We start from the raw sequence: 18,899 nt of genomic DNA, 5'->3' as shown, positions 1-18,899 counted from the left end.
CCGTATTCCGTCCGATTTTCGTCCGAATCCCACGATGACCCAGCCGATCCGTTATTCGATTGCCCCGAAAGATCTTGCCGCGCACCTGTTCGAAGTGTCGGTGACGGTCGCCGATCCCGATCCCGAAGGCCAGCGCTTCTCGCTGCCGGTGTGGATTCCGGGCAGCTACCTCGTGCGCGAATTCGCGCGCAACATCGTGACGCTCGCCGCGTTCAACGACGCGGGCCGCAAGGTGCGGATCGCGAAAACCGACAAGAACACGTGGCAGGCCGCGCCGGTGAACGGCGCGCTGACGCTTCGCTACGACGTGTACGCGTGGGACCTGTCGGTCCGCTCCGCGTATCTCGACGAATCGGGCGGCTTCTTCAATGCCACGGCCGTGTTCCTGAGCGTTGCCGGCCGCGAGGATGCGCCGTGCGAGGTCGACATCGCGAAACCGGCGGGCCCGGCGTTCCGCGCGTGGCGCGTCGGTACGTCGCTGCCCGAGGCGCGCGGCACCCGGCGCTACGGGTTCGGCGCGTACCGCGCGTCGAACTACGACGAACTGACCGACCATCCGGTGACGATCGGCGAATTCGCGCTGGCGACGTTCGATGCGCACGGCGTGCCGCACGACATCGTGATCGCCGGGCGCGTGACGCAGCTCGACATGGAGCGGCTGCGCGCCGACCTGAAGCGCGTGTGCGAGGCGCAGATCGCGCTGTTCGAGCCGAAATCGAAGAAGGCGCCGATGGACCGCTACGTGTTCATGACGCTCGCGGTCAGCGACGGCTACGGCGGCCTCGAGCACCGTGCGTCGACCGCGCTGATCTGCAACCGCACCGATCTGCCGGTGAAGGGCCGGCCGGAAACGACGGAAGGCTATCGCACGTACCTCGGCCTGTGCAGCCACGAGTATTTCCATACGTGGAACGTGAAGCGCATCAAGCCGGCTGCGTTCGTGCCGTACGACCTCGCGCGCGAAAACTACACGTCGCTGTTGTGGCTGTTCGAGGGCTTCACGTCGTATTACGACGATCTGATGCTCGTGCGCAGCGGGCTGATGTCGCAGGACGAATATTTCGCGGCGCTCGGCCGTACCGTCGGCGGCGTGCTGCGCGGCACGGGGCGGCTGAAGCAGAGCGTCGCGGAAAGCTCGTTCGACGCGTGGATCAAGTACTACCGTCAGGACGAGAACGCGACCAACGCGATCGTCAGCTACTACACGAAGGGTTCGCTCGTCGCGCTCGCGTTCGATCTCGCGATCCGCGCGCAGACGCGCAATCGCAAGTCGCTCGACGACGTGATGCGCTTGCTGTGGCAACGCTACGGACGCGAGTTCTATCGCGGCAAGCAGGCGGGCGTCGAGGAAAACGAGGTCGAGACGCTGATCGAGGAAGCGACGGGCGTCGTGCTCGGCCGGCTGTTCGCCGACGCCGTGCACGGCACGCGCGACCTGCCGCTCGCCGACCTGTTCACGCCGTTCGGCGTGACGCTCGCGCCCGAAGTCGCGCCTGGCGCGGCTGCGAAGCCGACGATCGGCGCGCGCCTGCGCGGCGGCGCGGACTGCACGCTGGCGGCGGTTTACGAAGGCGGCGGTGCGCATCGCGCGGGGCTGTCGGCCGGCGACACGCTGATCGCGCTCGACGGGCTGCGCGTCACCGGCACGAACCTCGATACGCTGCTCGCACGCTACCGTCCGGGCGACAAGATCGAGGTGCACGCATTCCGCCGCGACGAGCTGCGGACCGCGAAGCTGAAGCTCGACGGCCCGGAAGTCGCGCGCTACCGGCTGACGGCGGCCGCCAAGCCGGCTGCCGCGCACAAGGCCCGGGAAGCCTGGCTGAAGGGCTGAGCATGCGCGAGCGGGTTTCGGGGCGCGATCAGTGATTGTTCTGCTGTTGCAACAATCCGTCGCCTTGAGCCCGCTTTTTCGCGACCATGCGGCCACGCACAATGGCGTCACTCGCGCTACCGAAGCGCAACCAAACCGGAGCCTGACATGACGACCATTCTGCAAATCAATTCCGCGGCGCGCTCGCAAGGTGCGCAATCCACGCTGCTGGCCAACGAACTGACGGCAAAGCTGCAACAATCGAACCCGGGCGCGAACGTCGTGGTTCGCGACCTGCTGGCCGACGCGCTGCCGCACCTCGACGAATCGGTGCTCGGCGCATTCTTCACGCCGGCTGACCAGCGCAGCGCGGAACAGAATGCGATCGTCGCGAAGAGCGATGCACTGATCGCCGAACTGCAGGCTGCCGACATCATCGTGATCGGCGCACCGATGTACAACTTCGGTGTCTCGTCGCAACTGAAGACGTATTTCGACTGGATCGCCCGCGCAGGCGTCACGTTCCGCTACACCGAGAACGGCCCGGAAGGCCTGATCAAGGGCAAGAAGGTTCACGTGGTGACGGCGCGCGGCGGCAAGTACCTGGGTACGCCGAACGACAGTCAGACGCCGTTCCTGCGCACGTTCCTCGGCTTCATCGGCTTGACCGACGTGAGCTTCATCCACGCGGAAGGTCTGAATCTCGGGCCGGATGCGCAAAGCGCCGCGCTTGCCGGCGCCCGCGAAGCGATCGCTGCCGCGTAAGGTCGATGCGGGTGCGTTGCACCCGCTGCGTCGCCAGATAAAAAAACGCCGCGTCCCGAAAGGGGCGCGGCGTTTTCGCATGATGCAGACGAAAGCGGGAAGCTGAACGCGGAACGGCTACGCGAGCGTTTCGGCCACCTCCGGCAGGCGCCAGTCGATCGGCTCGCGACCCGCTTCGACCAGATAGTCGTTCGCGAGCGCGAAGTGGCGGCAACCGAGGAAGCCGCGGTGCGCGGACAGCGGCGACGGATGCGGCGCCTCGAGCACGCAATGCGCGCTCGCATCGAATAGCGCGCGCTTCGCCTGCGCATGCGCGCCCCACAGCATGAACACGAGGCCGCGATGGCGGCTGGCGAGTTCGCGGATCAGCGTGTCCGTGCATTGCTCCCAGCCGCGCCTCGCGTGGCTCGCGGCCGCGCCACGCTCGACCGTCAGCACGGTGTTGAGCAGCAGCACGCCCTGGCGCGCCCAGGTATCGAGGCAGCCGTGACGCGGTGTGTCGTGGCCGAAATTCGCGGCGATTTCCTTGAAGATGTTGCGCAGCGACGGCGGCGTGCGCACGGCCGGCGGCACCGAGAAAGCCAGGCCATGCGCCTGCGGCGTGCCGCGGTCGTCGCCGTGGTACGGATCCTGGCCGAGGATCACGATCTTCACGTCGTCCGGGCTCGTCAGGCGCAGCGCGCGAAACACGTCGGTCGGGTAGACGGTCTTGCCGGCCGCGCGTTCGTCGTCGACGAAGCGGCACAGCGGTGCATACGCGTCGCTGTCGGTGAAGGGTTTCAGCACGTCGCGCCAGACGGCCGGCAGTGCGTCGAACTGCGCGGCGAGGTGTGGGACGTGCGCGGCAGCGGGCTGCGGCGCCGCGGCAGCCGGGGCGGTTGCCGCGGCCTTCCTTGCGGGCTTGCGCCCGGCCGCGGCGGGCGCGGGTGCCGGGGCGGAAACATCGTCCTGCGCCGTTTCCGGCACGGGATCGTCGAACAGCGACGCCTGTTGCGGCGTCCGGAGAGTCTTGCGGGTTGCCATGCGTGATGCGGGTTTATTGCGCGCGCAGCCGGTAGCCGCGCTGCGCCTTGCTGATGTTTTCGGGGGCGAGGCCCGGCAGCGCTTGCTGCAGTTCGGCGGCGAGCGTCGCGAGCGCCGCTTCCGGGCCGTCGATCAGTTCGAGTTCGATTTCGCTGATCGGTTCGCGGCGCGTATCGTTTTCCGCCTGGACGACGATCTCGCCGACGTCCACCGCGGCCTCGACGGTTGCGCCGCCGATTGCGATGCGCCACAGCGTACGCGAAAAATCCGTCCGGAACAGCGCGTGCAGCGCCGGCGCGGCGTCGCGCAGCGCGGCGGCAGCGTTCGGCACGTCGCACGCGGCGACGAGCGCATCGATTTCGAGCGCATCGCCGGCGACGGGCAACTCCCATTCATGGCGGCGATGCAGGCCGGCTTCCGCGCTGCCGACCGTCTTGAACGTCTGCAGCCAGCCATGCGGCGTGCGGCGCACGCGCACCGCGCTCTTCGAACGGGCCAGCGCGAGATCGGGCGTGTCGTAGTAGACGTTCGCGAGCGCGATGACATCGCCGGCTTCGCCGGTCAGCGTCTCGAAAAAGCGCCGCGCCGCATCGGCCTCGCCGGCCGGCAGCGCGAGCTTGATTTCCTTTTCGATCGCCATCAGAAGAACATCCGCGCGAGTTCCTCGCCCGGCTGATCGGCGCGCATGAACGCCTCGCCGACGAGGAACGCATTCACGTTCGCCGCGCGCATCGTGTCGACGTCGGTGCGCGACAGGATGCCCGACTCGGTCACGACCATGCGGTCCGCCGGAATCATGTCGAGCATGTCGAGCGTGGTCTGGATCGTCGTCTCGAACGTGCGCAGGTTGCGGTTGTTGATGCCGAGCAGCGGTGTCTTCAGCGTCAGCGCCTGTTCCATCTCGTCGCGGTCGTGAACTTCGACCAGCACCGCGAGGCCGAGCGAGTGCGCATACGCCTCGAGGTCCTGCATCAGCGGCGTGTCGAGTGCGGCGGCGATCAGCAGGATCGCGTCGGCGCCCATCGCGCGCGCTTCGAGGATCTGGTACGCATCGACGATGAAGTCCTTGCGCAGCACCGGCAGCGTGCAGGCGGCGCGCGCTTCCTCGAGATAGCGGACGCTGCCCTGGAAGAATTGCTCGTCGGTCAGCACCGACAGGCACGCGGCGCCGTGAGCCGCATACGAGCGCGCGATGTCGGCCGGCACGAAATGCTCGCGCAGCACGCCCTTCGACGGGCTCGCCTTCTTCACTTCGGCGATCACCGCCGCGTTGCCGGCCGCCTGCTTCGCGCGCAGCGCGCCGACGAAGTCGCGCAGGTCGCGCGTCGATGCGTCCAGTTTCAGTGCCTCGAGCGGCGTGCTGCGCATGGCCGCCGCGACTTCGTCGCGCTTGACGGCGATGATTCGGTCGAGAATGTCGCTCATGTGGGTTCCTGCTTGATTCGTAAAGGGAGTCAGCGCTTGAACTGCTGCGTGAAACGCACGAGTTCGTCGACTTTCGCGCGCGCCTTGCCGCTCGCGATCGCTTCGCGGGCGAGCTGGATGCCGTCCGCGATCGATTCGGCGATATTGGCCGCATAGAGCGCGGTGCCCGCGTTCAGCGTGACGATCTCGCGTGCGACGCCCGGCTGGTTTTCCAGTGCGCCGAGCAGCATCGTGCGCGATTCCTCGGCATTTTCCACCTTCAGCGTGCGGTTCGACACCATCTGCAGTCCGAAGTCCTCCGGATGGATCTCGTATTCGTGCACCTCGCCGTCGCGCAATTCGCCGACGAGCGTCGCGGCGCCGAGCGACACTTCATCCATCCCGTCCTTGCCGTACACGACCAGCACGTGCTGCGCGCCGAGGCGCTGCATCACGCGCACCTGGATGCCGACCAGGTCGGGGTGGAACACGCCCATCAGCTGGTTCGGCGCGCCGGCCGGATTGGTCAGCGGGCCGAGAATGTTGAAGATCGTCCGCACGCCGAGCTCGCGGCGCACGGCCGCGATGTTCTTCATCGCCGGATGATGGTTCGGCGCGAACATGAAGCCCATGCCGGTTTCGGCGATCGACGCGGCAACCTGGTCGGGCTGCAGGTCGATGTTCACGCCGAGCGCTTCGAGCACGTCGGCGCTGCCGGACTTGCTCGACACGCCGCGGTTGCCGTGCTTCGCGACCTTCGCGCCGGCCGCGGCCGTGATGAACATCGACGCGGTCGAGATGTTGAACGTGTGTGCGCCGTCGCCGCCCGTGCCGACGATGTCGACGAAGTTCGAGTTGTCCTGCACTTCGACGTGGTTCGCGAATTCGCGCATCACGGTCGCGGCGGCGGCGATCTCGCCGATCGTCTCCTTCTTCACGCGCAGTCCGGTGATGATCGCGGCCGCCATCACGGGCGACATGTCGCCGCGCATGATGAGCCGCATCAGATGCAGCATCTCGTCGTGGAAGATCTCGCGGTGTTCGATCGTGCGTTGCAGCGCTTCCTGCGGGGTAATCGTCATCGTGTGTCTCCCGTCAGGCTGCCGGCGCGGTCGCGCGGGCCGTTGCGCGATTCTGCTTCAGGAAATTCTCGAGCAGCGCGTGGCCGTGCTCGGAGAGGATCGATTCCGGGTGGAACTGCACGCCTTCGATCGGCAGCGTCTTGTGACGCACGCCCATGATCTCGCCGTCGTCGGTCCACGCGGACACCTCGAGGCAGTCGGGCAGCGATTCGCGTTCGATCGCGAGCGAATGGTAGCGGGTGACGTCGAAATGCTTCGGCAGATCGGCGAACACGCCGCGGCAGTCGGTTTCGATCCGGCTCACCTTGCCGTGCATGATGGTCTTCGCGCGCACGACGCGGCCGCCGAAGGCTTCGCCGATCGCCTGATGGCCGAGGCAGACGCCGAGGATCGGCTTCTTGCCCGCGAATTCGCGCAGCACGTCGAGCGTGATGCCCGCGTGCTGCGGGTTGCTCGGGCCGGGCGACAGGCAGATGGTGTCGGGGTTCAGGCGCGCGATCTCGTCGAGCGTGATTTCGTCGTTGCGATACGTGCGCACGTCCTCGCCCAGTTCGCCGAAGTACTGGACCAGGTTGTAGGTGAACGAGTCGTAGTTGTCGATCATGAGCAGCATGGTCAGTCTCCGGTCAGAAGTCGCTATCGAGGCCGTCCTGGACCTGTTCGGCCGCACGCAGCACCGCGCGCGCCTTGTTTTCGGTCTCTTGCCATTCGGATTCGGGCACCGAGTCCGCGACGACGCCGGCCGCCGCTTGCACGTACAGGTTGCCGTTGTGGATCAGGCCCGTGCGGATCGCGATCGCGAGATCCATCTCGCCCGAGAACGACAGGTAGCCGACGGCGCCGCCGTACAGCCCGCGCTTGATCGGCTCGAGCTCGTCGATCAGTTCCATCGCGCGCACCTTCGGCGCGCCGGACAGCGTGCCGGCCGGGAACGTCGCGCGCAGCACGTCGTAGTTCGTCATGCCGGGCTTCAGCTTGCCTTCGACCGAGCTGACGATGTGCTGCACGTGCGAGTACTTCTCGATCACCATCTTGTCGGTCACCTGCACCGAGCCGATCTCCGCGATGCGGCCGACGTCGTTGCGCGCGAGGTCGATCAGCATCACGTGCTCGGCGATTTCCTTCGGATCGTTCAGCAGTTCGGTCGCGAGTTCCGCGTCGCGCTCGGGCGTGTTGCCGCGCGGACGCGTGCCGGCCAGCGGACGGATCGTGACGATCTGGTCGTCGCCGCGCTTTTCCTGGCGCACCAGGATTTCCGGCGACGCGCCGACCACGTGGAAATCGCCGAAGTTGTAGTAATACATGTACGGCGACGGATTCAGCGAACGCAGCGCGCGATACAGCGACAGCGGATTGTCGCGGTACGGCTTCGTCAGCCGCTGGCCGACCTGGATCTGCATCAGTTCGCCGGCCGCGATGTATTCCTTCGCCTGGCGCACGGCGGCCAGATAGTCTTCCTTCTTGAACTCGCGGAACGTCTCGGTGCGCACGCTCGCCGACGTCACCGGCGGCTGCACGGTCGTGCGCAGGCGCTGCTTCAGTTCGCGCAGGCGCTGCTTTGCTTTCGTATAAGCCTCGGGCTGGGCCGGATCCGCATAGATGATCAGGTAGAGCTTGCCGGCGAGGTTGTCGATCACCGCGACTTCCTCGGTGAGCAGCAGCTGGATGTCGGGCAGGCCGAGATCGTCGCGCGGCGCGGTGTTCGCGAGCTTCTTCTCGATGTAGCGCACCGCGTCGTAGCCGAAATAGCCGGCGAGGCCGCCGCAGAAGCGCGGCAGGCCCGGGCGCTGCGCGACCTTGAAACGCGCCTGGAACGATTCGATGAATTCGAACGGGTCGCCGTCGTGCGTCTCGACGACCTGGCCGTCGCGCACCACTTCGGACACGCCGTTGCGGGTGCGCACCAGCGTGCGAGCGGGCAGGCCGATGAACGAATAGCGGCCGAAGCGTTCGCCGCCGACCACCGACTCGAGCAGGAACGAGTTGGCGCCCGCGCGTTCAGGCTGGGCCAGCTTCAGGTAGAGGGACAGCGGCGTTTCGAGGTCGGCGAGCGCTTCCGCGATCAGCGGGATGCGGTTGTAGCCTTCGTTCGCCAGCGATTGGAATTCGAGTTCGGTCATGTTCCGGTCCTGTTCGGGACGAGCGGCGGAGTGCGCCAGGGATCACTTGACGCTGCGCGGGCTGCCGTCGGCGAAAGGGCGGTCGATCGAGAAGTGCCTGTTGCCGGCCGGCACTCCGGGCGTGAACGTCGCGAGCCTGCGGCCGGTCCTGAACGCAAGCGTTCGGACGCGGTAGAACTCGAGGTGGTGCGACGATCGGCGCGCGGATGCGCAGCGAGATAAAAAACGGCGCTGAAGACGTGCCTCAGCGTACCTCATCGAAGAGGTTAGCGCGACCAGCGACGCCAGGGCCAGGCTCCCCGGTCGATGCTGCTCAGACTCCGTTTTTTATTCAGAAACATGCGGATGGAAGAAATAATCAGATGGTTGGCCGGCCGGCGTTGTGCGCGGTAATCGCGCGGGCCGCGACCAGCAACGAATCGACTATACCATCCGAATTTATCGTTTGTATAGCTTTGCCGTGGTTGTAGCCGTACGGCACCGTCAGCGTCGCCATCCCCGCCGCGCGGCCCGCCAGCGCGTCGTTTTCCGAGTCGCCGATCGCGACGGCGGCGTCCGGCGCGACGCCGAGCGCGTCGCATGCCGTCAGCATCGGTAGCGGATCGGGTTTCTTGCGCGCGACGCTATCACCGCCGAGCACGACGCCGAAGCGATCGATCAGCCCGTATTGCTCGAGCAGCTCGACCGCGAAGCGGTGCGGCTTGTTCGTCACGCACGCGAGCCGGATGCCGGCTGCGCGCAGCGCGTCGAGGCCGGTTGCGACGTCCGGATAGAGGCGCGTGTGGCGGCCGTTGATCTTCGCGTATTCGGTCTGGTAGATCGCGAGCGCGTCGTCGAAGCGCGCGTGCGCCTCGTCGGGCGCGAAGCGCGGCTTCAGCACGCTCTGGATCAGGTGCTCGGAGCCCTTGCCGACGTAGCCGATCACCTCGTCGCGCGACGTGGCCGGCGCACCGAGCTGCGCGAGCATCCCGTTCAGCCCGGCCGTGAAATCGTCGGCCGTGTCGACCATCGTGCCGTCGAGGTCGATCAGCGCCGCGTCGATGCGCGGCCTCGCGAAACGGATCGTGCCGTCGGCTGCGGCCGGTGCCTGACCGGCCAGCGAGGAATCGGCCACGGCGTCAGCTCCGCTCGACGGTGGCGAGCGCGGCGCGCATCTCGTCGATCACCTTGCGGTAGTCGGGCTTGCCGAAGATCGCCGAACCCGCGACGAAGGTGTCCGCGCCGGCCGCCGCGATTTCCGCGATGTTGTCGGCCTTCACGCCGCCGTCCACCTCGAGCAGGATCTCGCGGCCGGTGCGCTCGGTGTATGCGTCGATGCGGGCGCGCGCTTCGCGCAGCTTGTTCAGCGTTTCCGGAATGAACGACTGGCCGCCGAAGCCCGGGTTCACCGACATCAGCAGCACGAAGTCGAGGCGATCCATCACGTGATCGAGATAGTTCAGCGGCGTCGCCGGGTTGAACACGAGGCCGGCCTTGCAGCCGTGATCGCGGATCAGCGACAGCGTGCGGTCGATGTGGTCGGAGCCTTCCGGGTGGAAGCTGATCAGGTTCGCGCCGGCTTTCGCGAAATCGGGCACGATCCGGTCGACCGGGCGCACCATCAGATGCACGTCGATCGGCACCTGCACGTGCGGGCGGATCGCCTCGCAGACGAGCGGGCCGATCGTGAGGTTCGGCACATAATGGTTGTCCATCACGTCGAAGTGAATCCAGTCGGCGCCGGCGGCGACCACGTTGCGGACTTCTTCGCCGAGCCGTGCAAAGTCGGCCGACAGGATACTGGGAGCGATGCGGAATTGAGTCATGACAGGGGAGCGGGGACGCTGCGGCGCAAAACCGCCATTCTACCGTCCGGCGACCCGGTGCGCGGCGACGGGCCGTGCGGTTGCGGCCCGATTCCGCATAGAATGCCGAACCAGTGCGGCGCGCCCGCGGCCCCGCCGCTCGAGTCGGCGCGGGCGGTTACCTACAGCGGAAACACCATGAGTCAGTATCAGTTCACCGTTTCGGTGAAAACCAGCTACTTGCCGGAACAATCCGACCCCGATCGACGTCAATACGCATTCGCGTACACGCTGACCATCCGCAATACCGGGCAGGTCGCGGCGCAGCTGATCGCGCGTCACTGGATCATTACGGACAGCGAAAACCACGTGCAGGAAGTGAAGGGGCTCGGCGTCGTCGGGCACCAGCCGCTGCTGCAGCCGGGCGAACAGTTCGAATACACGAGCTGGGCCGTGATCGCGACGCCGGTCGGCACGATGCGTGGCGCGTACTTCTGCGTGGCGGAGGACGGCGAGCGGTTCGACGCGCCGGTCGACGAGTTCGCGCTGCACATGCCGCGCACGCTGCATTGAGCGTGCGGGGCCGGTCAGCGCGGCTGGCGGTCGTTGCCGCGGGCGTGCTTCTTCCTGCCCGACGACGTCCACACGACGATGAAGATCAGCAGGGCAAGCGCTACGAAAGCCTCGAGCGCGAAGATGAGCATCGGATATTGGTCGAGAAAATCTGACATGGCGGTTTCCATCAAGAACGAACATTGTATGTGGTTTGGGCCCCGGGCGGCCGGCTGGGTTGCGGCGGTCGCGACGGCAGCGTTGCTTGCCGCGTGCGGCGGCGCGCCGACGCGGACGTCGGCGCTCAAGCCGCCGACCGGCGCGGCGATCGTGCCGGGACAGGTTGCCGCGAAGCGGCTCACGCCGGTGGCGTGGCAGCAGGTGCCGGGGTGGCAGGACGATTCGCTGATCGGCGCGACGGCCGCGCTGCGGCAGAACTGCGCGCGGCTCGCGCGCCAGCCGGCATGGCAGCGCGCCTGCGCGGCTGCCGATCGCCTCGACGAGCTCGACGTCGGCAGCGCGCGTGCATTCTTCGAAACGTATTTCACGCCGTTTCAGCTGGCGAATACCGACGGCACGCTCGACGGGCTCGTGACCGGCTATTACGAGCCGCTGCTGCACGGCTCCCGCGTGCGTCGCGGCCCTTACCAGTACGCGCTGTACCGCTGGCCGGCCGGCTATCGCGCCGGTGCCGCGCTGCCCGCTCGCGCGCAGCTCGAGCGGGCAGGCATCCTGAACGGCAACGAACTCGTGTGGGTCGACGATCCGATCGAGGCGTTCTTCCTGCAGGTGCAGGGTTCAGGGCGCGTGCTGCTCGACGATGGTTCGGTGATGCGGGTCGGCTTCGGCGGCACCAATAACCAGCCGTATCGCTCGATCGGCAAGTGGCTGCTCGATCGCGGCGAGCTGACGCCCGCACAGGCGACGATGCAGGGCATCAAGGCGTGGGCGAAGGCGAACCCGACTCGCGTGGACGCGTTGCTCGACACGAATCCGCGATTCGTGTTCTTCCGCGACATGCCGACCAAGGAAGATGCACCGCACGGCGGCGCGGACGGCCCGATCGGCGCACTTGGCGTGCCGCTCACGGCGGAGCGGTCGATCGCGGTCGATCCGTCGTCGATCCCGCTCGGCACGCCGGTATTCCTGCAGACCACGCGTCCGCTGACCAATACGCCGATGAACCGGCTCGTGTTCGCACAGGACACGGGTTCCGCGATCAAGGGCGGCGTGCGGGCCGACTATTTCTGGGGGCTGGGCGACGACGCCGGCGACCAGGCAGGACGGATGAAGCAGATCGGCCGGATGTGGCTGCTGTTCCCGAATTCGTGATGCGCGGTGGTGCCGGCGTATATGTGTAGCCGGGCATCGAAGTGAAACAGCCCGATCGGCGTTGGCCGGTCGGGCTGTTTTTTTGCCGCGCGATTGTTGTTGCGGGCGGCGGTCGGGTATGGGGGAGATTGGCGCGTATCAGCCCTTGCGCTTGTCGATCACGCGACGCGCCTTGCCGACCGAACGCTCGATTCCGTTCACGGGCAGCACGTTGATCACGGCGGTCACGCCGATCAGCGACTTGATGTCGTGCGCGAGTGCTTGTCTCGCCGCATGGATTGCCGCCGTGTCGGGGGCAGTGTCCGGGCACGGCTCGACGTTGAGCGTCAGCACGTCGAGCGGACCTTCCTTCGTCAGCACGATCTGATAGTGCGGCGCGAGCGCACGCTGTTTCAGCAGCTGCTCTTCGATTTGCGTCGGGAAGACGTTGACGCCCCGCACGATCATCATGTCGTCCGAGCGCCCGGTGATCTTTTCCATCCGGCGCATCGTGCGGGCGGTGCCGGGCAGCAGACGCGTGAGGTCGCGCGTCCGGTAGCGGATGATCGGCAGCGCTTCCTTCGTCAGCGACGTGAAGACCAGCTCGCCGAGTTCGCCGTCCGGCAACACTTCGCCGGTGTCGGGGTCGATGATTTCCGGATAGAAGTAGTCTTCCCAGATGGTCGGGCCATCCTTGGTCTCGACGCATTCCGATGCGACGCCGGGGCCCATCACTTCGGACAGCCCATAGATGTCGACCGCGTCGATGCCCATCCGCTGCTCGATGGCCGCGCGCATGTCGTTGGTCCACGGCTCAGCGCCGAAGATGCCGATGCGCAGCGAGCTTTGTGCGGGATCGAGGCCCTGGCGTTCGATCTCGTCGGCGATCGACAGCATGTAGCTCGGCGTCACCATGATGATGTCGGGCCGGAAATCCTGGATCAGCTGCACCTGCTTTTCGGTCTGGCCGCCGCCGAACGGGATCACGGTCAGCCCCGCGCGTTCGGCGCCGTAGTGTGCGCCGAGCCCGCCGGTGAACAGGCCGTATCCATAACTGACGTGAACCTTGTCGCCACGCCGCGCACCGGCCGCGCGGATCGAGCGCGCGACGAGATTGGCCCACGTGTCGATGTCGCGCGCCGTATAGCCGACGACGGTCGGCTTGCCGGTCGTGCCCGACGACGCGTGAATGCGCGAGATCTGGTCCTGCGGCACCGCGAACATTCCGAACGGGTAGCTGTCGCGGAGGTCGCTCTTGGTCGTGAACGGGAAGCGCGACAGATCCGTGAGCGTTTTCAGGTCGTCGGGATGCACGCCCGCTTCGTCGAATTTGCGGCGATAGACGGGGGAGTGGTCATACGCATGCCGGAGCGACCACTTCAGGCGTTCGAGCTGCAGTGCGGTCAGTTCGTCGCGTGAGGCGGTCTCGATCGGCTCGAGCGGTAGCGGGGTAGTCATGCCTGTCTCCAGTGATTGTTATGAGCGAGCCGTGGACGTCAATGCTCTTCCGGCAGCACCGTGCCCTTGATCTGGGCCGATTTGCCCCGAAACATCGCGACGGTTTCGCCTGTCTGGTTCGTGACGCGGATGTCGTAGATGCCGTACCGGCCGCTGCGCGTCTGCTCGATCGCTTCGGCCGTCAGCAGGTCGTGACCGTATACGGGACGCAGGTATTCGATCGAGCAGCCAGCCGCAACGGTATTCAGGTTGTACGAATTGCACGCGAACGCGAACGTCGAATCGGCGAGCGTGAAGATGATGCCGCCGTGGCAGGTCTGATGTCCGTTCAGGAATTCCGGCCGTACGCGCATCTGCAGACGAGCGTAGCCGGCGCGCACTTCGGCGATTTCCATGCCGAACGCGCGGCTGCAGGCGTCCGCGTCGTACATGGCCCGTGCCGTCGCGCGGGCGAGTGCGTCGGGGTCGAGCGTGTCGTTGGCGGTGGTCATGTCAACGCCCCTCGAAGCGTGGGGCACGCTTCTCGATGAACGCCTTCACACCTTCCGCGTAGTCGTATGACTGGCCGAGCTTGCGCTGCAGGTCGCGTTCGAGGTCGAGCTGCTGGTCGAGCGTGTTCGTGACGCTGTCGCGCATCGATTGCTTGATCGAGGCAATCGCGAGCGTCGGTTGCTGCGCGAGCTGATTGGCGAGCTGACGGACCGACGCGGCGAGCGCATCGTCGTCGACCGCACGCCAGATCAAGCCCCATTGTTCGGCCTGTTCGGCGCCGAGCTTGTCGCCGGTCAAGGCGAGCCCCAGCGCGCGTGCCATGCCGACGCGTTGCGGCAGGAACCATGTTCCGCCTGAATCGGGCACGAGCCCGATCTTGACGAAGGCCTGGATGAAGCTGCTCGAGCGTGCTGCGAAGACGATGTCGCAGGCGAGCGCGAGATTCGCGCCGGCGCCGGCCGCCGTGCCGTTGACGGCGGCGATTACCGGAACCGGCATGCGTTGCAGGCGACGAATCAGCGGATTGAAATGCTCGTCGATCAGCGTGCCGAGGTCAGTGGACGCGCCGGGCGTGAAGTCGAGATCGGCCAGGTCCTGGCCTGCGCAAAAGCCGCGCCCCGCACCCGTCAGGATCAGCGCTCGTGCGCCGGCCGTTTCGACTTCATCGAGCGCAGACTGCAGTTCGCGGTGCATCGCACGCGTGAAGCTGTTCAGCTTGTCCGGGCGGTTGAGGGTGATCGTGGCCACGCGGGCAGTCTGATCGATATCGAGCTGGATCGCCTCATATGACATGCAGTGTCTCCTTCATGACTTCGTTATAGGCGCGCGGCGCGTCGGTTACACGCGCTCGATGGCGATCGCAATGCCCTGGCCGACGCCGATGCACATCGTACAGAGCGCAAACCGGCCGCCCGTACGCTCGAGTTGGTGAAGCGCCGTGGTCACGAGCCGAGCGCCCGATGCGCCGAGCGGATGGCCGAGCGCGATCGCACCGCCGTTCGGGTTCACGCGCGGATCGTCGTCGGCGACACCGAGCATGCGCAACACCGCGAGACCTTGCGAGGCGAACGCTTCGTTCAGCTCGATTACGTCGAACTGGTCGATCGTCATGCCGAGCTGGCGCAACAGTTTCTGCGTGGCCGGCGCCGGTCCGATCCCCATCACGCGCGGTTCGACGCCGGCGGTTGCCATGCCGACGACGCGTGCACGGCGGCGCAGCCCATATTGATCGGCAGCTTCCGCGTTGGCGAGCAGCAGTGCGCATGCGCCGTCGTTGACACCCGACGCGTTGCCTGCCGTTACCGAGCCGTCCGGTCGCACGACGCCCTTCAGCTTCGCGAGCGCTTCGAGAGACGTTTCGCGCGGATGTTCGTCGCGCGATACAACGAGCGCGTCGCCTTTCTTCTGCGGAATCGTCACCGGGACGATTTCCTCGGCGAGCGTGCCGTCTTGCTGCGCACGTGCGGCCTTTTGCTGGCTGCGCAGCGCGAACAGGTCCTGGTCGGCACGGCTGATGTCGTAGTCGACAGCGACGTTCTCGGCCGTCTCCGGCATCGAATCGACGCCATGCAACTGTTTCATCAGCGGATTGACGAAGCGCCAGCCGATCGTCGTGTCGTAGATGTCGGCCTGGCGCGCGAACGCGCTGGCGGCCTTGCCCATCACGAACGGCGCGCGCGTCATGCTTTCGACACCGCCCGCGATCATCAAGCGGGCCTCGCCCGCCTTGATCGCGCGCGCGGCGGTGCCGACGGCGTCCATTCCCGAGCCGCACAGCCGGTTCAGCGTCGTACCCGGCACGGCGGTCGGCAGGCCCGCGAGCAGCGCGGACATGCGCGCGACGTTGCGGTTGTCCTCGCCGGCCTGGTTTGCGCAGCCGTAGACGACGTCGTCGATTGCCGACCAGTCGACGTTGCGGTTGCGTTCGATGAGCGCCTTGAGCGGCACCGCGCCGAGATCGTCGGCACGAACGTCTTTCAGGGCGCCGCCGTAGCGGCCGATGGGGGTGCGAATCGCGTCGCAGATGTAGGCGTCGGTCATGGGGATGTCGATGTGCAACGAACCCGCCGGTTGGCGGATTCGTTCATGGTAGAGAACGTGATGGCGTTTGCACGTCGGCCATTCGGGTTATGCCGTCTGGCCGGCTTCCGCAGGTACGGCCTTCGGCGCAACATGGACGCGGCTTTGCACCACACGGAACCGGTTGGCGACGAACGCCGGATCGGCGAGCGCCGCGTTGGCGGCCGGGTTCGCGCCGGTGCCGTGGAAGTCGGAGAATGCGGCCGACTGGTTGACGAACACGCCGCCCGTCAGGTTGATCGACAGCGCGACGCCGCCACGCACCGCTGCATCGTGCGCAGCGTCGAGGACCTTGTCGTCGGTGCTGTAGACGGAGAGCGTCAGCGCACCATGTTCCGCGGCGATTTCGCCGGCGAGATCGAGCGACTGCGCGGTCGAGTCGGTCGCGATGACGAACGAGATCGGGCCGAACCACTCCTGCGTGAATTTCGCGCGGTCGGCCACGTCGAGCTGCAGCACGAGCGGCGTACGCACGCGAGCATCGGCGAACGTCGGATGCTGGAGCGTCTGGCTGTCGGCGAGCACACGACCGAGCTTGCGGGCGTCGTCGATGCGTTCGGCCACGCCGTCGTTCTGGATCGCGCCGATCAGTTCGACCGAGCGAGCCGGGTCGCCGGTCAGTTTCTGCACGGAGACGGCGATCGCCTGGGCGACTTCGTCGAAGCTTGCATGGCCGTCCGCCGTCCGGATGCCGTCGCGCGGCACGTAGATGTTCTGCGGTGCCGTGCACATCTGGCCGGAGTACAGCGCCAGCGAGAACGCGATGTTTTTGGCCGCGGCCTTCAGGTCGTCGGTCGAGTCGATCACGATCTGGTTGACACCGGCCTTCTCGGTATACACCTGTGCCTGATGGGCATGGCGTTCGAGCCACGTGCCGTTTTGCGTGCTGCCCGTGAAGTCGATCAGCTTGATTTCAGGACGCAGCGCGAGGTCTTGCACGAGGGTGCCGTCGTTCGGCTCGGTCGCGAGGAGCGTAACGACGTTTGGATCGAAACCGGCTTCGCGCAGCACGTCGCGGGCGATGCGGACCGTGATCGCGAGCGGCAGGATCGCGCCCGGATGAGGTTTGACGATCACCGTGTTGCCGGTCGCCAGGTCGGCGAACAGACCGGGGTAGCCGTTCCAGGTCGGGAACGTGCAGCAGCCGAGCACGAGGCCGGTGCCGCGCGGGACGATCGTATAGCGCTTGTGCATCGCGAGCGGCGGATTCTTGCCTTGCGGCTTCTCCCAGTGTGCATCTGCGGGGATGCGGCGCAACTCGTCCCAGGCGTAGGCGACCGCTTCGAGCGCACGATCCTGCGCGTGCGGGCCGCCGGCCTGGAACGCCATCATGAACGCCTGGCCCGTCGTGTGCATCACACTGTAGGCAATCTCGAAGCTTGCGCGATTCAGCCGTGCGAGGATTTCGAGACTGACGCCGATCCAGGCGCTCGGGCCGGCTTCGCGCCATGCACGCTGGGCATTAGCGGCTGCGGCAATCAGTTCGTCGGGTGTCGATTTCGGATAGCGGATGCCCAGCGCGATCCCGTACGGCGACTGCTCAGCGCCGACGGTTCCAGCGGACGCCGGCTGGTCGAGCACGAACGTGTTGCCGAGGTGTGCCTTGAACGCCGCTTCGCCATCGGCGTTGGCGCTTTCCCCGTACACTTTGGGACTCGGCATTTCCGCGAACGGGCTCCAGTACCCGCGGCTCTCGATGGCGGCGAGGGCGTGTTTCAGCGTGTCTTCGTGCTTCGTGAACAGTGCATGGGTCATGACGGCGGCCTGATGGACGTAGGGAAGGGTTGGATCGATTAATTAACCGACCGGTTGGTCGGAGAATGGTAGCATCAAACTATTCGCATGTGCGAGGCGTTTCTCATTTCATTGATCGAGGAGAAATAGATGTCTTACGAGAACATCCTGGTGGAGACCCGGGGGCGAGTCGGGCTGATCACGCTGAACCGTCCGAAGGCGCTGAATGCGCTGAACGATGCGCTGATGGATGAATTGGGTGCTGCGCTGAAAGCGTTCGACGCAGACGACGCGATCGGCGCGATCGTCGTGACGGGGAGCGAAAAGGCGTTCGCGGCGGGGGCCGACATCGGCATGATGGCGACCTATTCCTATATGGATGTTTATCGCGGCGACTACATCACCCGTAACTGGGAGACCGTCCGCGAGATCCGCAAGCCGATCATTGCTGCCGTGGCGGGCTTTGCGCTTGGCGGCGGTTGCGAGCTCGCGATGATGTGCGACATCATCTTCGCAGCGGATACGGCCAAGTTCGGCCAGCCCGAGATCAAGCTGGGCGTGATGCCGGGCGCAGGCGGCACGCAGCGTCTGCCGCGCGCGGTGTCCAAGGCGAAGGCGATGGACATGTGCCTGACGGCGCGTTTCATGGACGCGGCCGAGGCGGAACGGGCAGGGCTCGTATCGCGCGTGCTGCCGGCCGACAAACTGCTCGACGAAGCGATTGCCGCAGCGACGACGATTGCCGAGTTTTCACTGCCGGCTGTCATGATGGTCAAGGAGTCGGTGAATCGCGCGTACGAGACGACGCTGGCCGAAGGTGTCCACTTCGAGCGTCGACTGTTCCATTCGCTGTTCGCGACCGAAGATCAGAAGGAAGGGATGGCGGCATTCGTCGAGAAGCGGAAGCCGGTATTCAAGAACCGCTGATTTGGCGGCGGCTGGGTGGGGCTGGCGAGCGACGGGTGTCGGTCGCCAGCGTGATCGCCCGGTGCAGTGAACCCGAAGCCCCCGTGCGCGGCAACGCACGGGGGCTTTTTCAAAATATTTTCACAAAGGGGTTGCGGAGACCGGGGCGGGTGCTTAGAATCACGCCTCTTTCGCGCTAACGGAAACGCAGCGCGGAGGAAGAAGGGAAGCGGTGCGGTCGAGGGCGGTGGTAGAGCCCGGGCGCACACGAAGTTGAACCCCGATCGTCGCAACGAAGTAGTTCAGAAAGTTGTTGACGAGCTGAAAAAGACGGTTCATAATCTCGCTTCTCTGCTGCTGAAAACGCAGCGCTGCT

Annotated in this window: 20 protein-coding genes; 5 read left to right on the top strand and 15 right to left on the bottom strand. The window is 66.2% G+C overall.

Annotation, left to right across the window (positions count from 1 at the left end):
• Positions 1–34: 34 nt before the first annotated feature.
• On the top strand, positions 35–1,834 hold the full coding sequence (locus WS49_RS20575) for a M61 family metallopeptidase (protein WP_059532709.1): 1,800 nt from the start codon (positions 35–37) through the stop codon (positions 1,832–1,834).
• 147 nt (positions 1,835–1,981) lie between these two features.
• Positions 1,982–2,578, top strand: coding sequence for an FMN-dependent NADH-azoreductase (locus tag WS49_RS20570; RefSeq protein WP_059532707.1), 597 nt, complete (start codon positions 1,982–1,984; stop codon positions 2,576–2,578).
• 117 nt (positions 2,579–2,695) lie between these two features.
• On the opposite strand, the gene WS49_RS20565 is transcribed toward WS49_RS20570, so the two are convergent.
• The 8 genes from WS49_RS20565 to rpe all read right to left on the bottom strand — a co-directional run bounded on the left by WS49_RS20565 (position 2,696) and on the right by rpe (position 10,012).
• Entirely contained in the window at positions 2,696–3,601 is a 906-nt protein-coding gene (locus WS49_RS20565) for a uracil-DNA glycosylase (RefSeq protein WP_059532705.1), read from the bottom strand.
• A gap of 13 nt (positions 3,602–3,614) precedes the next feature.
• Entirely contained in the window at positions 3,615–4,241 is a 627-nt protein-coding gene (locus WS49_RS20560; protein ID WP_059532704.1) for a CYTH domain-containing protein, read from the bottom strand.
• Complete coding sequence (gene trpC, locus WS49_RS20555; protein WP_059532701.1) at positions 4,241–5,026, bottom strand: indole-3-glycerol phosphate synthase TrpC; 786 nt, start codon at positions 5,024–5,026, stop codon at positions 4,241–4,243. The genes WS49_RS20560 and trpC overlap by 1 nt, the downstream gene beginning before the upstream one ends.
• Positions 5,027–5,055: 29 nt before the next feature.
• Complete coding sequence (trpD, locus tag WS49_RS20550; RefSeq protein WP_059532698.1) at positions 5,056–6,087, bottom strand: anthranilate phosphoribosyltransferase; 1,032 nt, start codon at positions 6,085–6,087, stop codon at positions 5,056–5,058.
• Positions 6,088–6,100: 13 nt separating this feature from the next.
• Positions 6,101–6,700 (bottom strand): aminodeoxychorismate/anthranilate synthase component II, encoded by a 600-nt coding sequence (locus WS49_RS20545; protein ID WP_059532695.1) that lies wholly within the window; start codon positions 6,698–6,700, stop codon positions 6,101–6,103.
• Between the two features lie 13 nt (positions 6,701–6,713).
• Complete coding sequence (trpE, locus tag WS49_RS20540) at positions 6,714–8,207, bottom strand: anthranilate synthase component I (RefSeq protein WP_059532692.1); 1,494 nt, start codon at positions 8,205–8,207, stop codon at positions 6,714–6,716.
• A gap of 358 nt (positions 8,208–8,565) precedes the next feature.
• On the bottom strand, positions 8,566–9,321 hold the full coding sequence (locus WS49_RS20535) for a phosphoglycolate phosphatase (RefSeq protein WP_059532689.1): 756 nt from the start codon (positions 9,319–9,321) through the stop codon (positions 8,566–8,568).
• A gap of 4 nt (positions 9,322–9,325) precedes the next feature.
• A complete protein-coding gene (gene rpe / locus WS49_RS20530; RefSeq protein ID WP_006482066.1) occupies positions 9,326–10,012 on the bottom strand; it encodes a ribulose-phosphate 3-epimerase in 687 nt (228 codons plus the stop codon).
• A 177-nt stretch (positions 10,013–10,189) separates the two neighbouring features.
• Here rpe and apaG point away from each other — a divergent pair, with 177 nt between their 5' ends.
• On the top strand, positions 10,190–10,564 hold the full coding sequence (gene apaG / locus WS49_RS20525) for a Co2+/Mg2+ efflux protein ApaG (protein WP_057924835.1): 375 nt from the start codon (positions 10,190–10,192) through the stop codon (positions 10,562–10,564).
• A 14-nt stretch (positions 10,565–10,578) separates the two neighbouring features.
• Here apaG and WS49_RS36145 read toward each other — a convergent pair whose 3' ends face one another.
• The gene (locus WS49_RS36145; protein WP_006758475.1) at positions 10,579–10,722 is read right to left on the bottom strand and encodes a hypothetical protein; all 144 of its coding nucleotides are present in this window, start codon (positions 10,720–10,722) and stop codon (positions 10,579–10,581) included.
• Positions 10,723–10,750: 28 nt separating this feature from the next.
• Here WS49_RS36145 and mltA point away from each other — a divergent pair, with 28 nt between their 5' ends.
• Positions 10,751–11,875, top strand: a complete 1,125-nt coding sequence (gene mltA, locus WS49_RS20520; protein ID WP_244135304.1) for a murein transglycosylase A — start codon at positions 10,751–10,753, stop codon at positions 11,873–11,875.
• A 138-nt stretch (positions 11,876–12,013) separates the two neighbouring features.
• Here mltA and paaK read toward each other — a convergent pair whose 3' ends face one another.
• From paaK to paaN, 5 genes are all read right to left on the bottom strand, one after another.
• On the bottom strand, positions 12,014–13,312 hold the full coding sequence (gene paaK, locus WS49_RS20515) for a phenylacetate--CoA ligase PaaK (RefSeq protein WP_059532686.1): 1,299 nt from the start codon (positions 13,310–13,312) through the stop codon (positions 12,014–12,016).
• Between the two features lie 38 nt (positions 13,313–13,350).
• Positions 13,351–13,803 (bottom strand): hydroxyphenylacetyl-CoA thioesterase PaaI, encoded by a 453-nt coding sequence (gene paaI, locus WS49_RS20510; RefSeq protein WP_059532683.1) that lies wholly within the window; start codon positions 13,801–13,803, stop codon positions 13,351–13,353.
• Between the two features lies 1 nt (position 13,804).
• Complete coding sequence (gene paaG / locus WS49_RS20505) at positions 13,805–14,596, bottom strand: 2-(1,2-epoxy-1,2-dihydrophenyl)acetyl-CoA isomerase PaaG (protein WP_059532681.1); 792 nt, start codon at positions 14,594–14,596, stop codon at positions 13,805–13,807.
• 45 nt (positions 14,597–14,641) lie between these two features.
• On the bottom strand, positions 14,642–15,844 hold the full coding sequence (gene pcaF / locus WS49_RS20500) for a 3-oxoadipyl-CoA thiolase (protein WP_059532679.1): 1,203 nt from the start codon (positions 15,842–15,844) through the stop codon (positions 14,642–14,644).
• Between the two features lie 87 nt (positions 15,845–15,931).
• Positions 15,932–17,638 (bottom strand): phenylacetic acid degradation protein PaaN, encoded by a 1,707-nt coding sequence (gene paaN, locus WS49_RS20495; protein WP_059532677.1) that lies wholly within the window; start codon positions 17,636–17,638, stop codon positions 15,932–15,934.
• Positions 17,639–17,767: 129 nt separating this feature from the next.
• On the opposite strand from paaN, the gene WS49_RS20490 reads away from it, so the two are divergent.
• Positions 17,768–18,544 (top strand): enoyl-CoA hydratase, encoded by a 777-nt coding sequence (locus WS49_RS20490; RefSeq protein ID WP_059532675.1) that lies wholly within the window; start codon positions 17,768–17,770, stop codon positions 18,542–18,544.
• Positions 18,545–18,703: 159 nt separating this feature from the next.
• On the opposite strand, the gene WS49_RS35870 is transcribed toward WS49_RS20490, so the two are convergent.
• On the bottom strand, positions 18,704–18,899 hold a 196-nt coding region (locus WS49_RS35870; RefSeq protein WP_059532672.1), incomplete at its 5' end, for a hypothetical protein.

It is taken from the genome of Burkholderia sp. RF7-non_BP4, from assembly GCF_001521935.1.
Classification (GTDB): Bacteria; Pseudomonadota; Gammaproteobacteria; order Burkholderiales; family Burkholderiaceae; genus Burkholderia; species Burkholderia diffusa.
This window is presented reverse-complemented; position numbering and strand designations above follow the sequence as displayed.